18 protein-coding genes are annotated in these 17,630 nt (G+C 68.3%); 7 read left to right on the top strand and 11 right to left on the bottom strand.

Annotation, left to right across the window (positions count from 1 at the left end; genetic code table 11):
- Nucleotides 1-411 precede the first annotated feature (411 nt).
- From VV867_RS25200 to VV867_RS25190, 3 genes are all read right to left on the bottom strand, one after another.
- Nucleotides 412-1,608: an MFS transporter gene (locus VV867_RS25200; protein WP_328567865.1), complete on the bottom strand. Its 1,197-nt coding sequence runs from the start codon at nucleotides 1,606-1,608 to the stop codon at nucleotides 412-414.
- Nucleotides 1,609-1,705: 97 nt separating this feature from the next.
- Nucleotides 1,706-2,134: a nuclear transport factor 2 family protein gene (locus VV867_RS25195; protein WP_109936449.1), complete on the bottom strand. Its 429-nt coding sequence runs from the start codon at nucleotides 2,132-2,134 to the stop codon at nucleotides 1,706-1,708.
- Nucleotides 2,135-2,270: 136 nt separating this feature from the next.
- On the bottom strand, nucleotides 2,271-2,774 hold the full coding sequence (locus VV867_RS25190) for a GNAT family N-acetyltransferase (RefSeq protein WP_109936448.1): 504 nt from the start codon (nucleotides 2,772-2,774) through the stop codon (nucleotides 2,271-2,273).
- A 155-nt stretch (nucleotides 2,775-2,929) separates the two neighbouring features.
- Between VV867_RS25190 and VV867_RS25185 the strand changes: the two genes are divergently transcribed.
- Entirely contained in the window at nucleotides 2,930-3,364 is a 435-nt protein-coding gene (locus VV867_RS25185) for a GNAT family N-acetyltransferase (RefSeq protein WP_109936447.1), read from the top strand.
- Between the two features lie 323 nt (nucleotides 3,365-3,687).
- Here VV867_RS25185 and VV867_RS25180 read toward each other — a convergent pair whose 3' ends face one another.
- The 4 genes from VV867_RS25180 to VV867_RS25165 all read right to left on the bottom strand — a co-directional run bounded on the left by VV867_RS25180 (nucleotide 3,688) and on the right by VV867_RS25165 (nucleotide 6,754).
- Nucleotides 3,688-4,212 carry a thioredoxin family protein gene (locus tag VV867_RS25180; RefSeq protein WP_328567864.1) on the bottom strand — a complete coding sequence of 175 codons (525 nt, stop codon included), beginning with the start codon at nucleotides 4,210-4,212 and terminating at the stop codon, nucleotides 3,688-3,690.
- A 62-nt stretch (nucleotides 4,213-4,274) separates the two neighbouring features.
- The gene (locus tag VV867_RS25175) at nucleotides 4,275-4,688 is read right to left on the bottom strand and encodes a cupin domain-containing protein (RefSeq protein ID WP_109933342.1); all 414 of its coding nucleotides are present in this window, start codon (nucleotides 4,686-4,688) and stop codon (nucleotides 4,275-4,277) included.
- A 111-nt stretch (nucleotides 4,689-4,799) separates the two neighbouring features.
- Nucleotides 4,800-6,314, bottom strand: a complete 1,515-nt coding sequence (gene ilvA / locus VV867_RS25170; protein ID WP_328567866.1) for a threonine ammonia-lyase, biosynthetic — start codon at nucleotides 6,312-6,314, stop codon at nucleotides 4,800-4,802.
- Nucleotides 6,315-6,325: 11 nt separating this feature from the next.
- Entirely contained in the window at nucleotides 6,326-6,754 is a 429-nt protein-coding gene (locus tag VV867_RS25165; RefSeq protein WP_089394356.1) for a YybH family protein, read from the bottom strand.
- A 537-nt stretch (nucleotides 6,755-7,291) separates the two neighbouring features.
- Here VV867_RS25165 and VV867_RS25160 point away from each other — a divergent pair.
- Nucleotides 7,292-7,456 (top strand): hypothetical protein, encoded by a 165-nt coding sequence (locus tag VV867_RS25160; RefSeq protein WP_158546406.1) that lies wholly within the window; start codon nucleotides 7,292-7,294, stop codon nucleotides 7,454-7,456.
- Between the two features lie 37 nt (nucleotides 7,457-7,493).
- Here the strand turns inward: VV867_RS25160 and VV867_RS25155 are convergent, their stop codons facing one another.
- A complete protein-coding gene (locus tag VV867_RS25155; protein WP_328567863.1) occupies nucleotides 7,494-8,378 on the bottom strand; it encodes a Dyp-type peroxidase in 885 nt (294 codons plus the stop codon).
- Between the two features lie 489 nt (nucleotides 8,379-8,867).
- On the opposite strand from VV867_RS25155, the gene VV867_RS25150 reads away from it, so the two are divergent.
- From VV867_RS25150 to VV867_RS25135, 4 genes are all read left to right on the top strand, one after another.
- The gene (locus VV867_RS25150) at nucleotides 8,868-10,331 is read left to right on the top strand and encodes a sodium:solute symporter family protein (RefSeq protein ID WP_328567862.1); all 1,464 of its coding nucleotides are present in this window, start codon (nucleotides 8,868-8,870) and stop codon (nucleotides 10,329-10,331) included.
- A gap of 316 nt (nucleotides 10,332-10,647) precedes the next feature.
- Entirely contained in the window at nucleotides 10,648-11,451 is an 804-nt protein-coding gene (gene dkgB, locus VV867_RS25145) for a 2,5-didehydrogluconate reductase DkgB (protein ID WP_328567861.1), read from the top strand.
- A gap of 76 nt (nucleotides 11,452-11,527) precedes the next feature.
- The gene (locus VV867_RS25140) at nucleotides 11,528-12,292 is read left to right on the top strand and encodes an SDR family oxidoreductase (RefSeq protein ID WP_328567860.1); all 765 of its coding nucleotides are present in this window, start codon (nucleotides 11,528-11,530) and stop codon (nucleotides 12,290-12,292) included.
- A gap of 314 nt (nucleotides 12,293-12,606) precedes the next feature.
- Entirely contained in the window at nucleotides 12,607-13,506 is a 900-nt protein-coding gene (locus VV867_RS25135) for a LysR family transcriptional regulator (protein ID WP_328567859.1), read from the top strand.
- On the opposite strand, the gene rhtA is transcribed toward VV867_RS25135, so the two are convergent.
- Complete coding sequence (gene rhtA / locus VV867_RS25130) at nucleotides 13,507-14,391, bottom strand: threonine/homoserine exporter RhtA (RefSeq protein ID WP_109933349.1); 885 nt, start codon at nucleotides 14,389-14,391, stop codon at nucleotides 13,507-13,509. It abuts the gene before it with no gap.
- A 50-nt stretch (nucleotides 14,392-14,441) separates the two neighbouring features.
- On the opposite strand from rhtA, the gene VV867_RS25125 reads away from it, so the two are divergent.
- Complete coding sequence (locus VV867_RS25125; protein WP_328567858.1) at nucleotides 14,442-15,044, top strand: helix-turn-helix domain-containing protein; 603 nt, start codon at nucleotides 14,442-14,444, stop codon at nucleotides 15,042-15,044.
- Nucleotides 15,045-15,584: 540 nt separating this feature from the next.
- Here VV867_RS25125 and phnX read toward each other — a convergent pair.
- Both phnX and VV867_RS25115 read right to left on the bottom strand, forming a co-directional pair.
- Nucleotides 15,585-16,412 carry a phosphonoacetaldehyde hydrolase gene (gene phnX, locus VV867_RS25120; RefSeq protein WP_328567857.1) on the bottom strand — a complete coding sequence of 276 codons (828 nt, stop codon included), beginning with the start codon at nucleotides 16,410-16,412 and terminating at the stop codon, nucleotides 15,585-15,587.
- A gap of 50 nt (nucleotides 16,413-16,462) precedes the next feature.
- Nucleotides 16,463-17,578: a 2-aminoethylphosphonate--pyruvate transaminase gene (locus tag VV867_RS25115; RefSeq protein ID WP_328567856.1), complete on the bottom strand. Its 1,116-nt coding sequence runs from the start codon at nucleotides 17,576-17,578 to the stop codon at nucleotides 16,463-16,465.
- Nucleotides 17,579-17,630 lie beyond the last annotated feature (52 nt).

Raw genomic sequence — 17,630 nt, 5'->3', positions numbered from 1 at the left:
CGCGCACGGGCAACGCCGAACATCATGACGCGCGTATCGGCTTCCAGCACCACACCACCACAGCTGGTCTTGTCCCCACAACGAATGAAATATCCGATAGCCACTGAGGCCCCCTCTATTGGGAGCCCCACGCGAGCAGAGCGCCCTTCCCATTGACGATGGATGGCACCGGTCCGCCAGCCGAAGGCTGTCGGGCAACGCCAGGTCCAAGGTTCAGGGGGTGGGGCGTCACTAATAAATGGGAAAGGTCTGAGTTGTTCCCGGAAAGGACCAGAACTCGTCGGAAAGAGCCCTGCCCGATGCTCGCCAATACCGGGACATCACCACGCCGGAGGTCCGCCGATGACCCAGACCGCCCATGCCGAACGATTGCCGAAGGCCCTGGCCATCGTCGACCGCCCCGCCGATGCCTCAGGGTTGCCGGGGCGCCGCCGGCAGCGCCGCGCCCAGGCGGTAGAACACCCCGCCGGCGACGACGAAGGCGCCCAGCATCACGAACATCCAGTGCGCCGGCAGGCTCGCCAGCACCCAGCCGCAGAGCACCGGCCCCAGGGCGCCGCCGAGGTTGGAGAGGTTCTGCGCGCCGTAGTACATGCCGCGCAGCCGCGGCGGGGCGATGCGGTCGATGAACATGTATTCGGCGGGGAACACGATGATCTCGCCCAGGGTGAACACGGCCATCGCCAGCACCCAGTGCAGCACGCTGGTGGACAGCGCGAAGCCGATCACCCCGGCCAGGAACAGCGCCAGCCCGGCCAGCAGCCAGGTCTCCAGGCGGCGCTCGTCGATGCGCCGGCCCAGCGGATATTGCAGGGCGATCACCACCAGGGCGTTGACCGCCACCACGCTGCTGATGACCTGGTAGGCCGCCTCGGCGCTGCGGGTGATGACCAGGTACTGCGAGAGGTAGGCGGTGAACTGGCCGAACACCACCGCGCTGAGCACGCCGCCGAAGGTGAAGCAGACCAGGCGCCGGTCATCCAGCAGCACGCGGCCCAGGGCGAGGAAGGCCACCGGCGCCTGCCCGGTCGGGGCCGGGCGCTGGCTGCGCTCGCCATGGACCAGGTAGAGCAGCAGGAAGCCGCCGCCGAGCAGCGCGGAGGCCACGAACGGCAGCTTCGGCGCCCAGTGGGCCAGCCCGGCGCCGAGGAAGGGGCCGACGGCATAGCCGATGTTGATGAAGGTGTAGCGGATGGAAAAGGCACGGCCCTGTTCCTGCGCCGGCAGCAGGCGGCCGAAGCTCGCCTTCACCACCACGTCCACCGCCGAGTAGGCGAAGTTGAAGGCCACCAGGAAGCCGAAGAACAGCCAGAGGTCGGCGGCCAGGCACATGCCGACGAAGCCGGCGATGAAGCACGCGGTATAGCCCAGGATGAGCCCGCGGCTGGAGAGGCGGTCGGTCAGGTAGCCGCCGTACAGGCTCAGCACGGAGCCGGCGATCAGCGCGCCGCCGACGATGGCGCCGATGCGGGCGATCGGCAGGCCGAAGGTCGAGGACAGGTAGACGACCAGGAACGGCAGGCTGATGGCCCGCCCCAGGGTCAGGACGAAGGTGGCGCAGAACAGCAGGTTCACCGACCGCGGGTAACGCTTGAGTGCAGCGAGCATCCCTGTTCACTCGGCTGGGGAGGACAACCGCCTCAGCCTAGCACAGGGCGCCGGCGCCCCGTGCGTTCGGCCCGGCGCGGCGGCCGGGCCGTGTGGCTCAGGCCTTGGTTGCCGCCAGGTAGGCGCCCAGGCGCCGGCCCATTTCCTCGCCGAGGGCCTGCAGGCCGCTCATGGGGCGGACCATGACTTCGAACTCGACGATGCGGCCCTGCTCGTCGAAGCGGATCATGTCGATGCCCTTGAGTTCGCGGCCGTTGACCTTGGCGCTGAACTCCAGCACCACGCTCAGGCCGTCGGCGGTGGCCAGCTCGCGGTGGTAGGTGAAGTCGGCGAAGACCTGCAGCACGGTGTTGAGGATGGTCGCCGCCACCTTCGCCCCCGGGTAGGGCGTGTGGGCCATGGGCGAGCGGAACACCACGTCCTCGGCCAGCAGCTCGGGCAGCGCGCCGAAGTCGCGCCGCTCGATCATGCGGTGCCAGTGCTGGAGGGAAGCGGCAGCCTGGGGGTGCAGTTGCAATTCGCTCATCATCGGTTCCTCTGTCTTCTTGTCATGGAGAACCATCCGGCAGCGCCGGACGCCGTGGTCAGAGGAACCATAAGACCGGCCCCGGCGCGGCTCAATGATCGGAAATGACAGACCTATGACCCGGGCGCACAGTGCCTCAGTGGGTGACCGGCGTCACCAGGTAGCTCAGCAACTGCTCGTCGTCGACCGACTCGATGGGCCGCGCCGGCCGCGGCAGTTCGGCCAGCACCGCCTGCCAGAAGGCCCGGGCCGTTTCGTCCTGGCGGTAGAAGTGCACCAGCCAGGCGCCCTCCCCGCGGGTCAGCACCTGGGTCGCCACGGCGCGGCCGATGCCCTGGTGGCGGTACTTCTTCAGGATGAACAGGTCGGCCAGCTCCAGGGCGTCGATGCCCGGCAGCTCGCTGCGCTCGATGAGCACGAAGCCGGCGATGAAGCCGTCGACCAGCACCAGCTCGGCGCTCCACTGCGACGCCTGCCAGTAGCGCGCCAGGTGTTCCTCGTGGATGTAGAAGCGGCCGTCGGCCTCGACGTCCTCCTGCTCCCAGTCCGAGGACTCGTAGGCATAGAACTGGTAGAGGTTGCGGATCAGCTCGCTGTGTTCGGGGCCGGTACGCACCAGCTCGACGGTGGCGGTGCTCATGGGCGGTGCTCGCGGATGGCGGTCATGGGAAAGCTCGGTATGGGGCGGCGGGCGCGCATTCTTCCCCAAAGCGCGCGCCGGTGCCAGCGCAAGGCACCGGACACGGGCCCCGCTTCCCCTCTAGACTAGGCGTTTTCCATCCGCCAGGAGGCGCCATGTCGCAAGCCAGCTACCAGTTCACCCCGGGCGCCGATCCCCAGGCCCGGGCCGTCGTGGAGGAAGGCCTGCGCGCCTACAACATCGAGCAGATGGGCGAGGCCTACGGCTACGAGGACTTCGAGCTGTACGCCCGCGACGCCGGGGACCGGGTGGTGGGCGGGATGTTCGGGCATTCGGGGATGGGTTGGTTGTACGTGGACTATCTGTGGCTGGATGCGAGGCAGCGCGGCGCAGGGTTGGGTGCGCAGTTGCTGGCGCTGGCCGAGGAGGAAGCGCGGCGCCGCGGCTGCGTGGGGGTGTTCCTCTATACCTACAGCTTCCAGGCGCCGGAGTTCTATCGGAAGCAGGGGTTCGAGCCGATGGGGGTGCTGGAGGATTGCCCGCCGGGGCATCAGCGGTTTTATTTGAAGAAGCGGTTGGCAGAGACGTAGAACGGGGGCGGAGCGATAACCATCTCCGGGGTGGTGCTCGTCCGGAGTTCTGGTGTGTTGGTTCGAGGCCGCCCCTCTCCCCAGCCCTCGGCTGCGCGCCCCGCCCTGAAGGGAGAGGGAGCTAGTCTGTGCCGAGAGAGGATTTGGGGTCAGCCGGGAACTCGATACAAGCCGGCTAACGCCGAAATACCAGCGCACACCGAACGGTCCCCTCTCCCTTCAGGGAGAGGGTTAGGGAGAGGGCGCTCTTCGGGGCAAAACACCATGCCAGTTCGGAAACTTCATTCGCGAGCAAGCTCGCTCCTACAAATGCGCCAAACACCTCAACCACCGGCAGTAACCCGCCCCTCCACCCCCTCGAACACCCCCAGCAAATCCAGCACCGTGCTCTCCAGGTAATCCCCCGCCCGGTACGCAAGCTTCACCCCGTCCCACCCCGCGACCACCGCCTGCGGCCGCTCGACGAAGCGCCCCACCAACTCGAACCCGGCGTCCAGCACCGCCACCACCGGGATGGCGATGCGCTCCAGGCCCAGGCGCTGCCGCAGGTCGTCCTCGGCGCGGCCCTTGGAGATCACCGCCAGGTCGATGCGCGGCTGCCGGCGGCACAGCCAGTCCAGCGCGGTGACGTTGAGCTGGCAGTCCGGGCACCACATCTCGCCGGCCACCAGCAGGTGGTAGTGGCCTTGCACCGCGGCCAGGCGTTCGCCAGTGGCCGCGCCGATCAGGCCCGGTTCGTCGAGCCTTCGCTGCACCACCCGCACCGCGGCGATTTCCGCCGGCAGGCCGTGGGCGACGAAGGCGTCGAAGTTTTCGCCGATGGCGAAGAGTTCCTGGTAGCTGGCCATGGCGGGCCCCTCGTTGACGGTCGACCGGGGCATCCCAGCAGAAATGGCCGGCGACGGCAATCTCACTGTTTCAGCGGGGTCAGCACCGGGGCCTGCTCGTCCAGCAGCATCCACACCAGCAGCCTGGCCGGCTGCGTGGCGCTGGCGTTGCGCGAGACCAGGTGCGGCGTGTTGGCCGCCTCGTACCAGGACTGGCCGGCCTTGTAGGTCACCGGCGCCTGGCCCTGCAGCTGCGACACCACCGCGCCCTCCAGCACGTAGGCGAACACCGCGCCGGCATGCACGTGGGGCCCTGACGCCTCGCCGGGCTTGTAGCCGACCTCGATCAGCAGGCCCTTCTTGCCGGGGGCGTCGGGCAGCGCGTGTTCCTGCAGGGTGGCGATCTTCTCGTGGCCGCCGGCAAGGGCCAGCGCGGGCAGCGCCAGCACCAGGGCCAGGCCGGCGAGCAGCAGGTGGCGGGGGTTGCGGATGGACATGGGACGGCTCCTCGGGCCACGGGCCCCTTGGGTTGTGCCCCCAAGCTACCCCGGCCCCGGGGCCGGCCCAAGGGCCAATCGCGGCGAAGTTCGCCAGTCCACTGCCCTGCCCTAGCCGATGAACAGCCGGTACGCCGGGTTCTCGCTCTCGTCCCAGTAGCGGTAGCCGATGGCGTCCAGCACCGCGCCCAGCTCGCCACGCTCGTGCTCGGGCACCTGCAGGCCGGCCAGCACGCGGCCGTCGGCGGCGCCGTGGTTGCGGTAGTGGAACAGGCTGATGTTCCAGCGCCCGCCGAGCTTGCTGAGGAAGTTGAACAGAGCGCCCGGCCGCTCGGGGAACTCGAAGCGGAACAGCCGCTCCTGCTCCACCTGCGGCGCGCGGCCGCCGACCATGTGGCGGATGTGCAGCTTGGCCGCTTCGTTGTCGGTCAGGTCCAGCACCGGGAAGCCCTGCTCGCGCAGGCGCTCCACCAGGGCCGGGCGCGGGTCGTTCTGCGGGTGGGTCTGGATGCCGACGAAGATCTGCGCTTCCTCGCTGCGGTCGTAGCGGTAGTTGAACTCGGTGATCTGGCGCTTGCCCACCGCCTCGCAGAAGGCCTTGAAGCTGCCCGGGCGCTCGGGGATGGTCACCGCCAGGATGGCCTCGCGGCGCTCGCCCAGCTCGGCGCGCTCGGCCACGTGGCGCAGGCGGTCGAAGTTGATGTTGGCGCCGGAATCGATGGCCACCAGGGTCTGCCCCGCCGCGTCGTCGCGCTCGACGTAGCGCTTGATCCCGGCCACCGCCAGGGCGCCGGCGGGTTCGGTGATGGAGCGGGTGTCGTCGTAGATGTCCTTGATCGCCGCGCAGATTTCGTCGCTGCTGACGGTGATCACCTCGTCCACGTAATGGCGGCACACCTCGAAGTTGTGCGCACCTATCTGCGCCACCGCCACGCCGTCGGCGAAGATGCCCACCTGCGGCAGCACCACGCGCTCGCCGGCCACCAGGGCGGCCTGCAGGCAGTTGGAGTCGTCCGGCTCGACGCCGATGACCTTCACCTCCGGGCGCAGGTACTTCACGTAGGCGGCGATGCCGGCGATCAGGCTGCCGCCGCCCACCGGCACGAAGATGGCGTCCAGGCGCCCGGGGTGCTGGCGGAGGATTTCCATGGCCACGGTGCCCTGGCCGGCGATCACGTCCGGGTCGTCGTAGGGCGGCACGAAGGTATAGCCGTGGGCCTCGGCCAGTTGCAGGGCGTGGGCCAGGGCCTCGGGGAAGGCCTCGCCGTGCAGCAACACCTCGCCGCCGCGGGACAGCACGCCCTGGACCTTCAGCTCGGGGGTGGTGCGCGGCATGACGATGGTCGCGCTCACGCCCAGTTCCTTCGCCGCCAGCGCCAGGCCCTGGGCATGGTTGCCGGCGGAAGCGGCGATCACCCCGCGCGCCCGCTCCGCCGCGCTCAGCTGCGCCAGCTTGTTGTAGGCGCCGCGCAGCTTGAAGGAGAACACCGGTTGCAGGTCCTCGCGCTTGAGCAGCACCTGGCAGCCCAGGCGCTCGGAAAGCTGCCGCGCGCCCTGCAGCGGGGTTTCGATGGCCACGTCGTAGACCGGCGCGGCGAGGATCTTGCGCACGTATTCCTTGAGCAGCGCGTCCTGGCTCATGCCCGCGCCTCCCGGGTTCGGCCGCCGGCCGGCAGGCCGTCGAGCAGGTCGGCGCCGTAGGAATTGTCGACCGCGCAGCGCCACTGGCCGTCGGCCTCGCGGCGGAACACGTAGGTGGCCTTGCGCGCCTGCACCTGCGGGCCCTCGTCGGTCTCGCCGGCCACCAGGGTGCGCGCCAGCACCAGCGCGGTGTCGCCCGCCTCCAGCACCTCCATGGCGGCCTGGCGTACCTGCAGGCTGCCGTGGAAGTACTGGTCGATGGTCTCAAAGGCGCGGCGGATCTGCGCCTTGCCGCAGACGCTCAGGCCCGGACGCAGCACCAGGGTGGCGTCGTCGGTGTAGAAGTCCATGAGGGGCTCGAACTGCCGGGCGTTGATCAGTCGATCCGCCTGTTCGATGGCCTGGGTCACACGGTGGGGGCTCATTGCCTGTCTCCTGCTGGGCTCTTTTTCGGCGCCCTGGAGACAGTCATGAAAAACCCGCCTCTAGGGCGGGTTCGGTGGACGTCGGCTAACCCGCCAATTGCGTAATGGCGGTAATAATGATTCGGCCGAGGTTCAGGGATGTGCGGGTCATGGCGGCCAACTTAGGCGAAGCCGGGGGCGGCCGTCAAGCGCCGGTCGCAGTGACGGGCCAGCGGCGTCGCCGGGGCTAGCGCGGCCGGGTGGGCGATCAGACGTCTGACAGACAGGGCTGCGTCAATTTCAAGCGTGACGGGAACGGTCGCGATCTTCTGCGGTCTTTCGGGGATAGGAGTGGAAAACGGCCTGGACGAAATCAGATTGCCAGCGTCGCCGCGCCATAGTCAGATTTACGACGCCGAATTGGAGCGAAATGCATCGTTCGCCGGATGTCGTCATAAGTTTGACGAACCGGCGACTGGCAGGCTCTCCAGGCCCAACCATACTGTCGATACCGCTCAACGCAGGGATCGCCCAGACACGAACAGGGAGAAGTCCTTCGTGCAGAACTTCCTTCATCACTACCGAAACGCCTACCGCAAGCTGCGCAACCTGCATTGCAACGGCCTCACCGCCATGCACCGGGCCTTCCGCTACGCGGCCTTCGGCAGCACCGGGCGCTTCGTCAACGGCTACACGCAGATGCGCATCCACCTCAGCCGCTGAGCAGGCGGGCACCCGCCGCGGCGGGTGCCCGGGCGCCTCAACCCAGCAGCGCGCTCAGGTCCAGGCCGGCCGCGCCGCGCGGCGGGCACCAGTAGTAGCCGCCGCTGAGCGGGCGGCTGAAGCGGTACAGGGCATCGACGATGCCGTCCTCCAGGCCGCTCATGCGCCGCAGCTGCACCTCGAAGGCATCCAGGGTACGGCCGAAGGCCAGGAACATCAGGCCGGCGTCGCTGCCCGCGGTCCAGGGCATGGAGCGGCGCACCACGAAGGCCTCGGGCTCGAAGCTCTCCTGGGCGGTGCGCTTGACGTGGGCGGACTCGGGCGCCTCGTCCAGCTCCTCGTTGTCGCGCTTGCGCCGGCCGATGATGTCGTCCTGCTCGGCCTGGGGCAGCGCGGCGAAGGCCTGCAGCTGGTGGCGCCACTGCTGGAGGGCGGCGAAGCTGCCGCCGTCCAGGCCGGCACCGGCGCCGGCGACCACCGCCGCGGCCACCGCGTCGTCGTCCTGGGGGTTCTCGGTGCCGTCTTCGTAGCCGGTCAGGTCCAGGCCGGCGCCGTGGCGGAAGGCCTCCACCCTGTCTGCGAGAACCAGCGCCGGCGCCAGCTCGCGCTCCAGCTCATGGGTGCGCAGCAGCAGTTCGCCGCGTTCCTCGCCGCGCAGCCACAGCCACAGGGCATGCTGGGTGGAAGGGTTGTCGACGCCGACGCCGGCCAGCGCCGGGAACTCGCGCAGCCCCGCGACCTGGCGGCCCAGCGCGCGCACCAGCGATTCGCCGAAGCCGACCACCACGGCCTCGCCATCGGCCAGGCGCAGCAGGCGGTCGAGGGCGGCCGGCAGGTGCTCGGCAGCCTGCAGGTCGAAGAACAGGTGGCGGGCGTGGGCGGGCACCGGGGTGGCGAGAATGCCGGGCTGGTAGAGGCTCATGGGGCGTCCTTGTGCGAAAAAGCCGCGATTCTACTGGCTGGCGGCGGTTTTCCATACCCGCCGGGTCAATGCGCGGCGCAGGCCGGCGCCCCCTGGACGAAAGCGGGAGGCCCCGGGCGCGGGCATGACCTGGACGCAACAGTCACGAAACGCCTTCCAGGTCACGCCCGACCGGCACGAGCGTTGTTCTTATCGAACACCAGCTGTCAAATATTTCTGACTACCGGCACAGAGCAACCTCACTAAATCAAACAGTTGGGCGAATCAAGACAGCACGCCTGTCATTTTTTTCATTCAATCGCTCTGTAATTGTTTGACATATTTTACGTCTTTGGCAGACTGCTCGCCCGTTGCGTCCCGGCCGGCAGCCCCTCCTGCCGACCGGGCCTGGCGCAAGCCGGGCCGCCAAGTCCAAAAACAAAAACCTGCCAGTCTGCGCCTCCCTACCCCGCCGCGCGCACCTGGCCAGCCAATGGAAAGAACGAACAAATGCTGATCTGGTTTGTCGGGATCTACCTGCTGATTACGGTCATCGTCGGCTTCTACGCCGCGACCCGCGTGCACAACTCCTCGGACTACGCAGCGGCCGGCCGCAGCATGTCCTTCCCCCTGGTCGTGACCATGGTGTTCGCCACCTGGTTCGGCTCCGAAGCCGTCCTGGGCATTCCCGCCACCTTCCTCCAGGAAGGCTTCGCCGGGATCATCGAAGACCCCTTCGGCTCCTTCGGCTGCCTGATGCTGGTGGGCCTGGTGTTCGCCCGCCCGCTGTACCGCATGAACCTGATGACCATCGGTGACTTCTTCCGCAAGCGCTTCGGCCAGCACGTGGAAATCTTCACCAGCCTGGTGATCATCATTTCCTACATGGGCTGGGTCGCCGCCCAGCTGACCGCGCTGGGCGTGTGCTTCAGCGTGCTCTCCGACGGCGCCATCACCACCACCCAGGGCATGCTGCTGGGCACCGTGATCGTGCTGCTGCACACCCTGTTCGGCGGCATGTGGTCCGTGGCCCTGACCGACTTCCTGCAGATGATCATCATCGTCTGCGGCCTGTGCTACCTGGTCTGGCTGATCGGCGACATGGCCGGCGGCCCGCAGGTGGTGATCAGCCACGCCGCGGCCGAAGGCAAGTTCCACTTCCTGCAGGGCACCTCGGCCAAGGACATAGTCGCCTTCCTCGGCGCGGCGGTGACCATGATGTTCGGCTCCATCCCGCAGCAGGACGTGTACGCCCGGGTGATGTCGGCCAAGACCGAGAAGATCGCCTCGCGCGCCACCATGACCGGTGCCTGCTGCTACCTGGTGTTCTGCATGCTGCCGATCTTCCTGACCTACGCCGCGTCGATGATCGACCCGCAGATGGTCCAGCACTGGCTGAACGAGGACGCCCAGCAGATCCTGCCGCACCTGATCATGGAGCGCACCCCGATGTTCGCCCAGATCATGTTCTTCGGCGCCCTGCTCTCGGCGATCATGTCCTCGGCCTCCGGCGCCCTGCTGGCCCCCTCGGTGACCCTCACCGAGAACATCCTCAAGCCCATGCTGCCGCACCTGAACGACCACCAGGCGCTGAAGCTGATGCGCGCCAGCGTGCTGGCCATGACCATCGCCACCTGCGTGTTCGCCCTGTACTCCAACGCCAGCATCTACGAGATGGTCGGCAACGCCTACAAGGTGACCCTGGTCGCCGCCGTGGTGCCGCTGTTCTTCGGCCTGTTCTGGAAGCGCGCCACCACCCAGGGCGCCCTGACCGCCATCGCCTGCGGCCTGATCGGCTGGATCTCGCTGGAAATGGGCCACCAGGAAGGCGACTTCTGGCCGCCGCAGCTGGTGGGCCTGATCTGCAGCGCCTTCGGCATGATCATCGGCTCCCTGGCCCCGCAGTTCAGCAAGAACCACGGCGACCACACCGAGACCCTGACCGAGCAGGCCGCGGCGGCCGCCGGCAACTGAGCCTCGGGCTTTTCTTTTGCGCGCTCTTCGTAGGAGCGAGCTTGCTCGCGAACAAACGCGGTGCCATGCGGTTCGCGAGCAAGCTCGCTCCTACGAAAAGCCGTGCGATAGCCGGAATCACCGGCGCGATCGCGGATGAGATCCCCGCACCATTCCCCTGCAGGAGCGCGCCCTGCGCGCGAAATCGCGGGCAGGGCCCGCTCCTACAATTCGTGAATCCACGGCAACTATCCTTTGCCGCTGCCGGCGTTTTTCTCAGCAGTGCCTCCCGGGATACTAAGCTCCAGTACAACCCATCCCCCCACTGGAGATTCCCATGAGCATTCCCGACCTCGGCCTCGGCACCTTCCGCCTCAAGGACCAGGTGGTCATCGACTCGGTGTCCACCGCGCTGGAGCTGGGCTACCGCGCCATCGACACCGCGCAGATCTACGGCAACGAGGCCGAGGTCGGCCGGGCCGTGCTGGCCAGCGGCGTGCCCCGCGGCGAGCTGTACCTGACCACCAAGGTGTGGACCGAGAACCTCTCCCGCGACCGGCTGGTCCCCAGCCTGGAGGAGAGCCTGTGCAAGCTGAAGACCGACTACGTCGACCTCTGCCTGATCCACTGGCCCTCGCCGGGCGGCGCGGTGCCGGTCGCCGAGTACATGGAGGCCCTGGCCGAAGCCAAGTCGAGCGGCCTGGCCCGCGAGATCGGCGTGTCCAACTTCACCCTGGCGCTGATGCAGCAGGCCATCGACGTGGTCGGCGCCGGCGAGATCGCCACCAACCAGGTGGAGCTGCACCCCTACCTGCAGAACCACAAGGTCGCCGACTTCGCCAAGCGCCACGGCATCCGCATCACCTCCTACATGACCCTGGGCTACGGCAGGGTGCTGGGCGACGCGGTGATCGGCGAGATCGCCCAGCGCCATGGCGCCACCCCGGCGCAGGTGGTGCTGGCCTGGGCCATGCAGCTGGGCTACGCGGTGATCCCCTCCTCCACCAGGCGCGCCAACCTGGCGAGCAACCTCGCCGCCCGCGAGCTGAGCCTGAGCGAGGCGGACATGGCCGCCATCGCCGGCCTGGAGCGCAACGAGCGCATCACCAGCCCGGCCGGCCTGGCCCCGGCCTGGGACTGAAAGCGGCGGCTTGCGCCGCGGCCACGGCACGGGTAAATGTCGTGGCCGCCACTTTCGCTTCGAACAGGAGAACACCATGGACCTTGGAATCGCAGGACGCTGGGCACTGGTCTGCGCCGCCAGCAAGGGCCTGGGCAAGGGCTGCGCCAGGGCGCTGGCCGGCGAAGGCGTGAACCTGGTGATCAACGCCCGCGGCGCCGAGGCCCTGGAGGCCACCGCCGCGGAACTGCGCCGGCACGCGCCGGGCGTGGAGGTGCGCTGCGTGCCCGGCGACGTGGGCCGGGCGGAGGTCCGCGCGGCGCTGCTGGCGGCCTGCCCGCAGGTGGACATCCTGGTCAACAACGCCGGCGGCCCGCCGCCCGGCGATTTCCGCGCCTGGGGCCGCGAGGAATGGCTGGGCGCCCTGGAGCTGAACATGCTCACCCCCATCGAGCTGATCAAGGCCACGGTGGACGGCATGGCCGAGCGCGGCTTCGGCCGGGTGGTGAACATCACCTCCTCGGCGGTGAAGGCGCCCATCGACATCCTCGGCCTGTCCAACGGCGCGCGCAGCGGCCTCACCGGCTTCGTCGCAGGCCTTGCCCGCCAGCCGCACCTGGCCTCGCGCAACGTCACGCTCAACGCGCTGCTGCCCGGCTCCTTCGACACCGACCGCCTGCGCAAGGGCCTGGGCGACGACCAGGGCAAGGTCGAGCAGTGGCTGCAGGCGATCCCCGCCGGGCGCTTCGGCACGGCGGAGGAGTTCGGGGCCTTCTGCGCCTTCATCTGCAGCGCCCATGCGGGGTATCTCACCGGGCAGAATCTGTTGCTGGATGGCGGGGCTTATCCAGGGACGTTCTGAGTGGCGGCTTTACTTGTAGGAGCGAGCTTGCTCGCGAACGGGGCTTCGCCGGCAATCTCGGTACTTGGCCTGAAGAACACCCTCTCCCTAACCCTCTCCCTGAAGGGAGAGGGGACCGTTGGGCAGAGCTGGGTATTCTGGCGTTAGCCGGCAACACCAAAGGTTCCCAGCTGAAACCATCACCTCTCTCGGCACGGACAAGCCCCCTCTCCCTTCAGGGAGAGGGCTGGGGAGAGGGAACGCAGTCAACCCAATGCACCGCGCCCACCGGAAAGTGCCACTCACAAACAACCTCGCCAGCCCCAAGGCCCCCAATGAAAGTCCAATCCGACGAACTGCGCACCTTCACCACCGTCATCGACAGCGGCTCCATCACCGCCGCCGCCGACCAGCTCGGCCTCACCGCATCGGCGGTGAGCCGCACCCTGGCGCGCCTGGAGGACAAGCTCGGCACCACCCTGCTCAACCGCACCACGCGGCGCATGAAGCTCACCGAGGAGGGCCAGCTCTTCCTCGACAGCGCGCGGCACATCCTGGCGCAGATGGAGGACCTGGAGGAACGCCTGGCGCTGCGCCGGCAACGGCCGGCCGGGCGCCTGCGGATCAATGCCGCCTCGCCCTTCATGCTGCACGCCGTGGTGCCGCACATCGGCGCCTTCCGCGAGCAGTACCCGGACATCGAGCTGCAGCTGAACACCAACGACCTGAACATCGACCTGCTGGAACAGAGCACCGACATCGCCATCCGCATCGGCACCCTCAGCGACTCGACGCTGCATGCCCGGCCGCTGGGCAGCAGCCGCCTGAACCTGCTGGCCAGCCCGGCCTACCTGGCGCGGCACGGCGCGCCGCAGAGTGTGGAGGACCTGGCGCGGCACAGTCTGCTCGGCTTCACCCAGCCGGAGAGCCTGAACATCTGGCCGCTGCGCCACGCCGGCGGCGAGAGCCTGGCCATCACCCCCAGTCTCTCCGCCTCCAGCGGCGAGACGCTGCGCCAGCTGGCCCTGGCCGGCCAGGGCATCGCCTGCCTGGCGGGCTTCATGACCTGCCACGACATCGCCGCCGGGCGCCTGGTCAAGGTGCTGCCGGAGTGGGTGCGCGAGCAGCACCAGCCGATCAACGCGGTGTACTACCGCAACTCGCAGCTGGCGCAGCGCATCCAGTGCTTCCTGGACTTCATCCAGGAACGGCTGGCGGCGACGCTCGGCGCCTGATCAGTCCGCCGCCACGCTGGCGGCCGCCGGCTTCGGCTGGCTGGTCAGGGTGGTGCCCACCGAGGCGACCATGATCGCGGCGATGGCCAGCCACTGCAGCGAGGTCAGCTGCTCGCCGAGGAACACCAGGCCGGACAGCGCGGCGAAGGCCGGCTCGATGCTCATCAGGGTGCCGAAGGTGCGCGCCGGCAGGCGCGTCAGGGCGATCATCTCCAGGGTGTAGGGCAAGGCGCTGGAGAGCACCGCCACGCCCAGCAGCGCCGGGATCAGTTGCAGGTCGAAGAGCGCGGCGCCCGAATGCGCCAGGCCGACGGGGAAGATGCACAGCGCCGCGATGGTCACGCCCATGGCCGCCGTCTGGGTACCGTGGTCGTTGCCGGCGCGCTGGCCGAACAGGATGTACATCGCCCAGCAGGCCCCGGCGCCCAGCGCCAGCGCGGCGCCCAGCGGGTCGACGCCGTGGCCGAGGTCGCCGACGGGCAGCAGCAGCCACAGGCCGAGCACGGCGATGGCGATCCACAGGAAGTCGATGGGCTTGCGCGAGAAGTACAGTGCCACCGCCAGCGGCCCGGTGAACTCCAGGGCCACGCCGACGCCCAGGGGGATGGTGCGCAGGGCCATGTAGAACATCAGGTTCATGCAGCCCAGGGTGATGCCGTAGGCCAGCAGCGGGCCCCAGGAGCCGCGCGCGACGGGCTTGCGCCAGGGGCGCAGCACGGCGAGCAGGATGATGGCGGCGAACAGCAGGCGCATGGCCGTCACGCCCTGGGCGCCGAGCACCGGGAACAGGCTCTTGGCCAGGGCCGCGCCGCCCTGGATCGAGGCCATGGCGACCAGCAGCAGGGCGACCGGGAAGAACAGCGTGGCGAAACGGGAACGCGGCATGGGGGCAGACCAAAAGGGTTGAAATGTGGCCAGGGACCTGGCGTATGCTTATGTGCAACATAATGCGCAAAACCGGTCGAATGAGCAATATATTGCCCAACACCAATGAACGCCCCAGCGTGCTCGTCCACGTCGCCGACAACGTCAAGACCCTGCGCCGCGCCGCGGGGCTGAGCCAGGACGCCCTGGCCAAGGCCAGCGGCGTCAGCCGACGCATGCTGGTCGGCATCGAGAGCGGCGACACCAACGTCAGCCTGGCCACCCTCGACCGCATCGCCGCGGCCCTCGCGGTGACCTTCGCCGACCTGGTGCGCGCGCCCCAGGCCGGCGACCTCGCCCGCGTCGACGTGGTGGCCTGGGCCGGCCGCCAGGCCGACAGCCGCGGCACCCTGCTGGCCAGCACCCCGGCCAGGGGTCAGGCCGAGCTGTGGCACTGGGCCCTGGCGCCGGGGGACAGCTATGACGCAGAGCCCGATGCCGAGGGGTGGTATGACATGGTTTACGTCATCGAGGGTCATCTGACGCTGGAGATCGGCGACCAGCGTTGGGAGGTGGCCAGCGGGGGGTTCCATGTGTTCAAGAGCAACCAGCGGTTTTCCTATCGGAACCTGGGGGATGGGTTGCTGCGTTTTGTGCGGAATGTCGTGAATTGAGGGGCTTTTCGTAGGAGCGAGCTTGCTCGCGAACAGAGTTGGCTGGGGATTGCAGGTGCTGGGGTTGAGAGCGCCCTCTCCCTAACCCTCTCCCTGAAGGGAGAGGGGACCGTTCGGAGCGGTTGGGTTTTCCAGAGTCAGCCGGTAACTCTGGAGTTGCCGGCTGACATCAAATCCTCTCTCGGCACGGACTAGCCCCCTCTCCCTTCAGGGCGGGGCGCGCAGCCGAGGGCTGGGGAGAGGGTTGCGGGGCCAACCCAATACGCCATAACCGCCGGTGAGCACCGTTCGCGAGCAAGCTCGCTCCTACGAAAAGCCCCCCACCCAGCAACGAAAAAGGCCCGCCGAGCAGACTGCGTGAAAACCTCAGGATCGGTCCCACTGGTTAAAAAACAACCTGGATTTCGCGTTTCTACGTGGATTCTGGATTGGCTGAATAGCCAAGCCTCTTCAGATTTCACGTAGGAACGCGCTCTTCGAAGAGCCGCTCGGTTTTTCACACAGCCTGCGAGGCGGGCCTTTGTCTCACACCGGAAAACCTCAGAAGCTCTGCGGCATCTCCCCGCGCGCCAGGCGGGCGTTGATGTCGGCCACCACCGCCGGCAGCTCGGCGATGGTGTCGATCAGGTAGTGCGGGCGCGAGCCCTCGAACATCTGGCCGATGCGCCGGCGCTCCTGCTCCAGCTTGTCCGCCGGCAGCGCCTTGTACTGCTCATAGGTCAGGCCCAGGGCATTGCCCGAGCAGGTCAGCGCCACCGTCCACATGCCGGCGCGGCGGCCTTCGAGGATGCCCGGCCAGGTGTCGTCGACCTTCACGCAGGCGGCCACGTCGTCGATGCCCAGGGCGATCACGTTGGCCAGGGCCTGGGCCGGGTGCGGGCGGCCGTTGGGCACTTCGTCGGTGGCCACCACGTGGTCGGCGACGTAGCCCTTGGTGGCGGCCAGCTTGACCACCTTCTCCATCACCACCGCCGGGTAGCCAGAGCAGGAGCCGATCTTCAGGCCCTGTTCGCGCAGTTGCTCGATGGCTTCCAGGGCGCCGGGGATCAGCGCCGAGTGCTCGGCGATCTTCTCGATCTGCAGCGGCATGAAGCGCTCGTAGATGGCGGTGACGTCGTCGTCGCTCGGGACGCGGCCGAATTTGGCCTTGTAGCGCTCGGCGATGGCCGGGATGTCGCACAGGGTGCGGATGTGGTCCCACTTGCCCATGCCCATGGGGCCGCGGGCTTCCTCCAGGCTGACCTGCACGCCGAACTCGGCGAAGGCCTCGACGAAGATCTGCGTCGGCGCGAAGGAGCCGAAGTCGACCACGGTGCCGGCCCAGTCCAGAACGGCGGCTTGCAGTTGCTTGGGTTGTTCGTAGTTCATCGCTTCCATCCTGTTGTCGGGCGCAGGCCGGGCCTGCGCCGGGAAAGGGTTCAGACTTCGAAGACTTCCATCTCGCGCAGGGTCTCGGCGATGGCCGCCACCGCCTCGCGCATGCCCTGGGCGTCGACCTGGCCGATGCAGCCGACGCGGAAGGTTTCCACCTGGGTCAGCTTGCCCGGGTAGAGGATGTAGCCCTTCTCGCGCACCCGGTTGTAGAACTCGGTGAAGTTGTAGCGGGCATCGCGCGGGGCGTGGAAGGTGACGATGATCGGCGCCTGGATGGCCGCCGGCAGGAAGCTGCGCAAACCGAGCTTGGCCATCTCGTCCAGCAGAGTCTGGCAGTTGTCCGCGTAACGTTTGTGACGGGCCGCCAGGCCACCCTCCTCCTCGTACTGCGTCAGCGCCTCGTGCAGCGCGGCGACCACGTGGGTGGGCGGGGTGAAGCGCCACTGGCCGGTCTTGGCCATGTAGGCGTGCTGGTCCTGCAGGTCCATGGCCAGGGAGTGGCAGTTGCCGGCGCTGGCCGCCAGCGAGGCATTGCGGGCGAACACGAAGCCCATGCCGGGCACGCCTTCCAGGCACTTGCCGGAGGCGGCGATCAGCGCGTCGAAGGGCACCTTGCGGGCGTCGATGTCCAGCGCGCCGAAGGAACTCATGGCATCGATGATCAGGCGCTTGCCATGGGCCTCGATGACCTTGGCGATGGCCTCCAGCGGGTTGAGGATGCCGGTGCTGGTCTCGCAGTGGATCAGCGCCACGTGGGTCACGGCCGGGTCGGCGGCGAGCAGGCGGTCGACATCCTCGGCGGTGGTGGGCACGTCTTCCTCGGTCTCGAAGGTGGAGAACTGGCGGCCGATCACCTGGCAGATCTTCGCCAGGCGCTTGCCGTAGGCGCCGTTGATCAGCACCAGCACCTTGCCGTCGCGCGGCACCAGGGTGCCCACCGCGGCCTCGACGGAGAAGGTGCCGCTGCCCTGCAGCGGAACGCAGGTGTGGCTGCCTTCGCCGTGGATGATGGCCAGCAGGCGGGAACAGACGCTGGCGGTCAGGGCGTTGAAGTCGTTGTCCCAGGAGCCCCAGTCGACCAGCATCGCGCGGCGGGTCCGCGGGGAGGTGGTCAGGGGGCCGGGGGTCAGCAGGATGGGCGCGCGCTCGGCAGTGCTCATGCTCGGTTCCTCTTCAGGGGAAAACCTGTGCGGGGTGAGGTTCTTGTCACGG

It is taken from the genome of Pseudomonas sp. JH-2 (genome assembly GCF_036231725.1).
Lineage (GTDB): Bacteria > Pseudomonadota > Gammaproteobacteria > Pseudomonadales > Pseudomonadaceae > Pseudomonas > Pseudomonas delhiensis.
The sequence above is the reverse complement of the archived record's forward strand: the minus strand, read 5'-3'. Positions and strand labels throughout refer to the sequence as shown.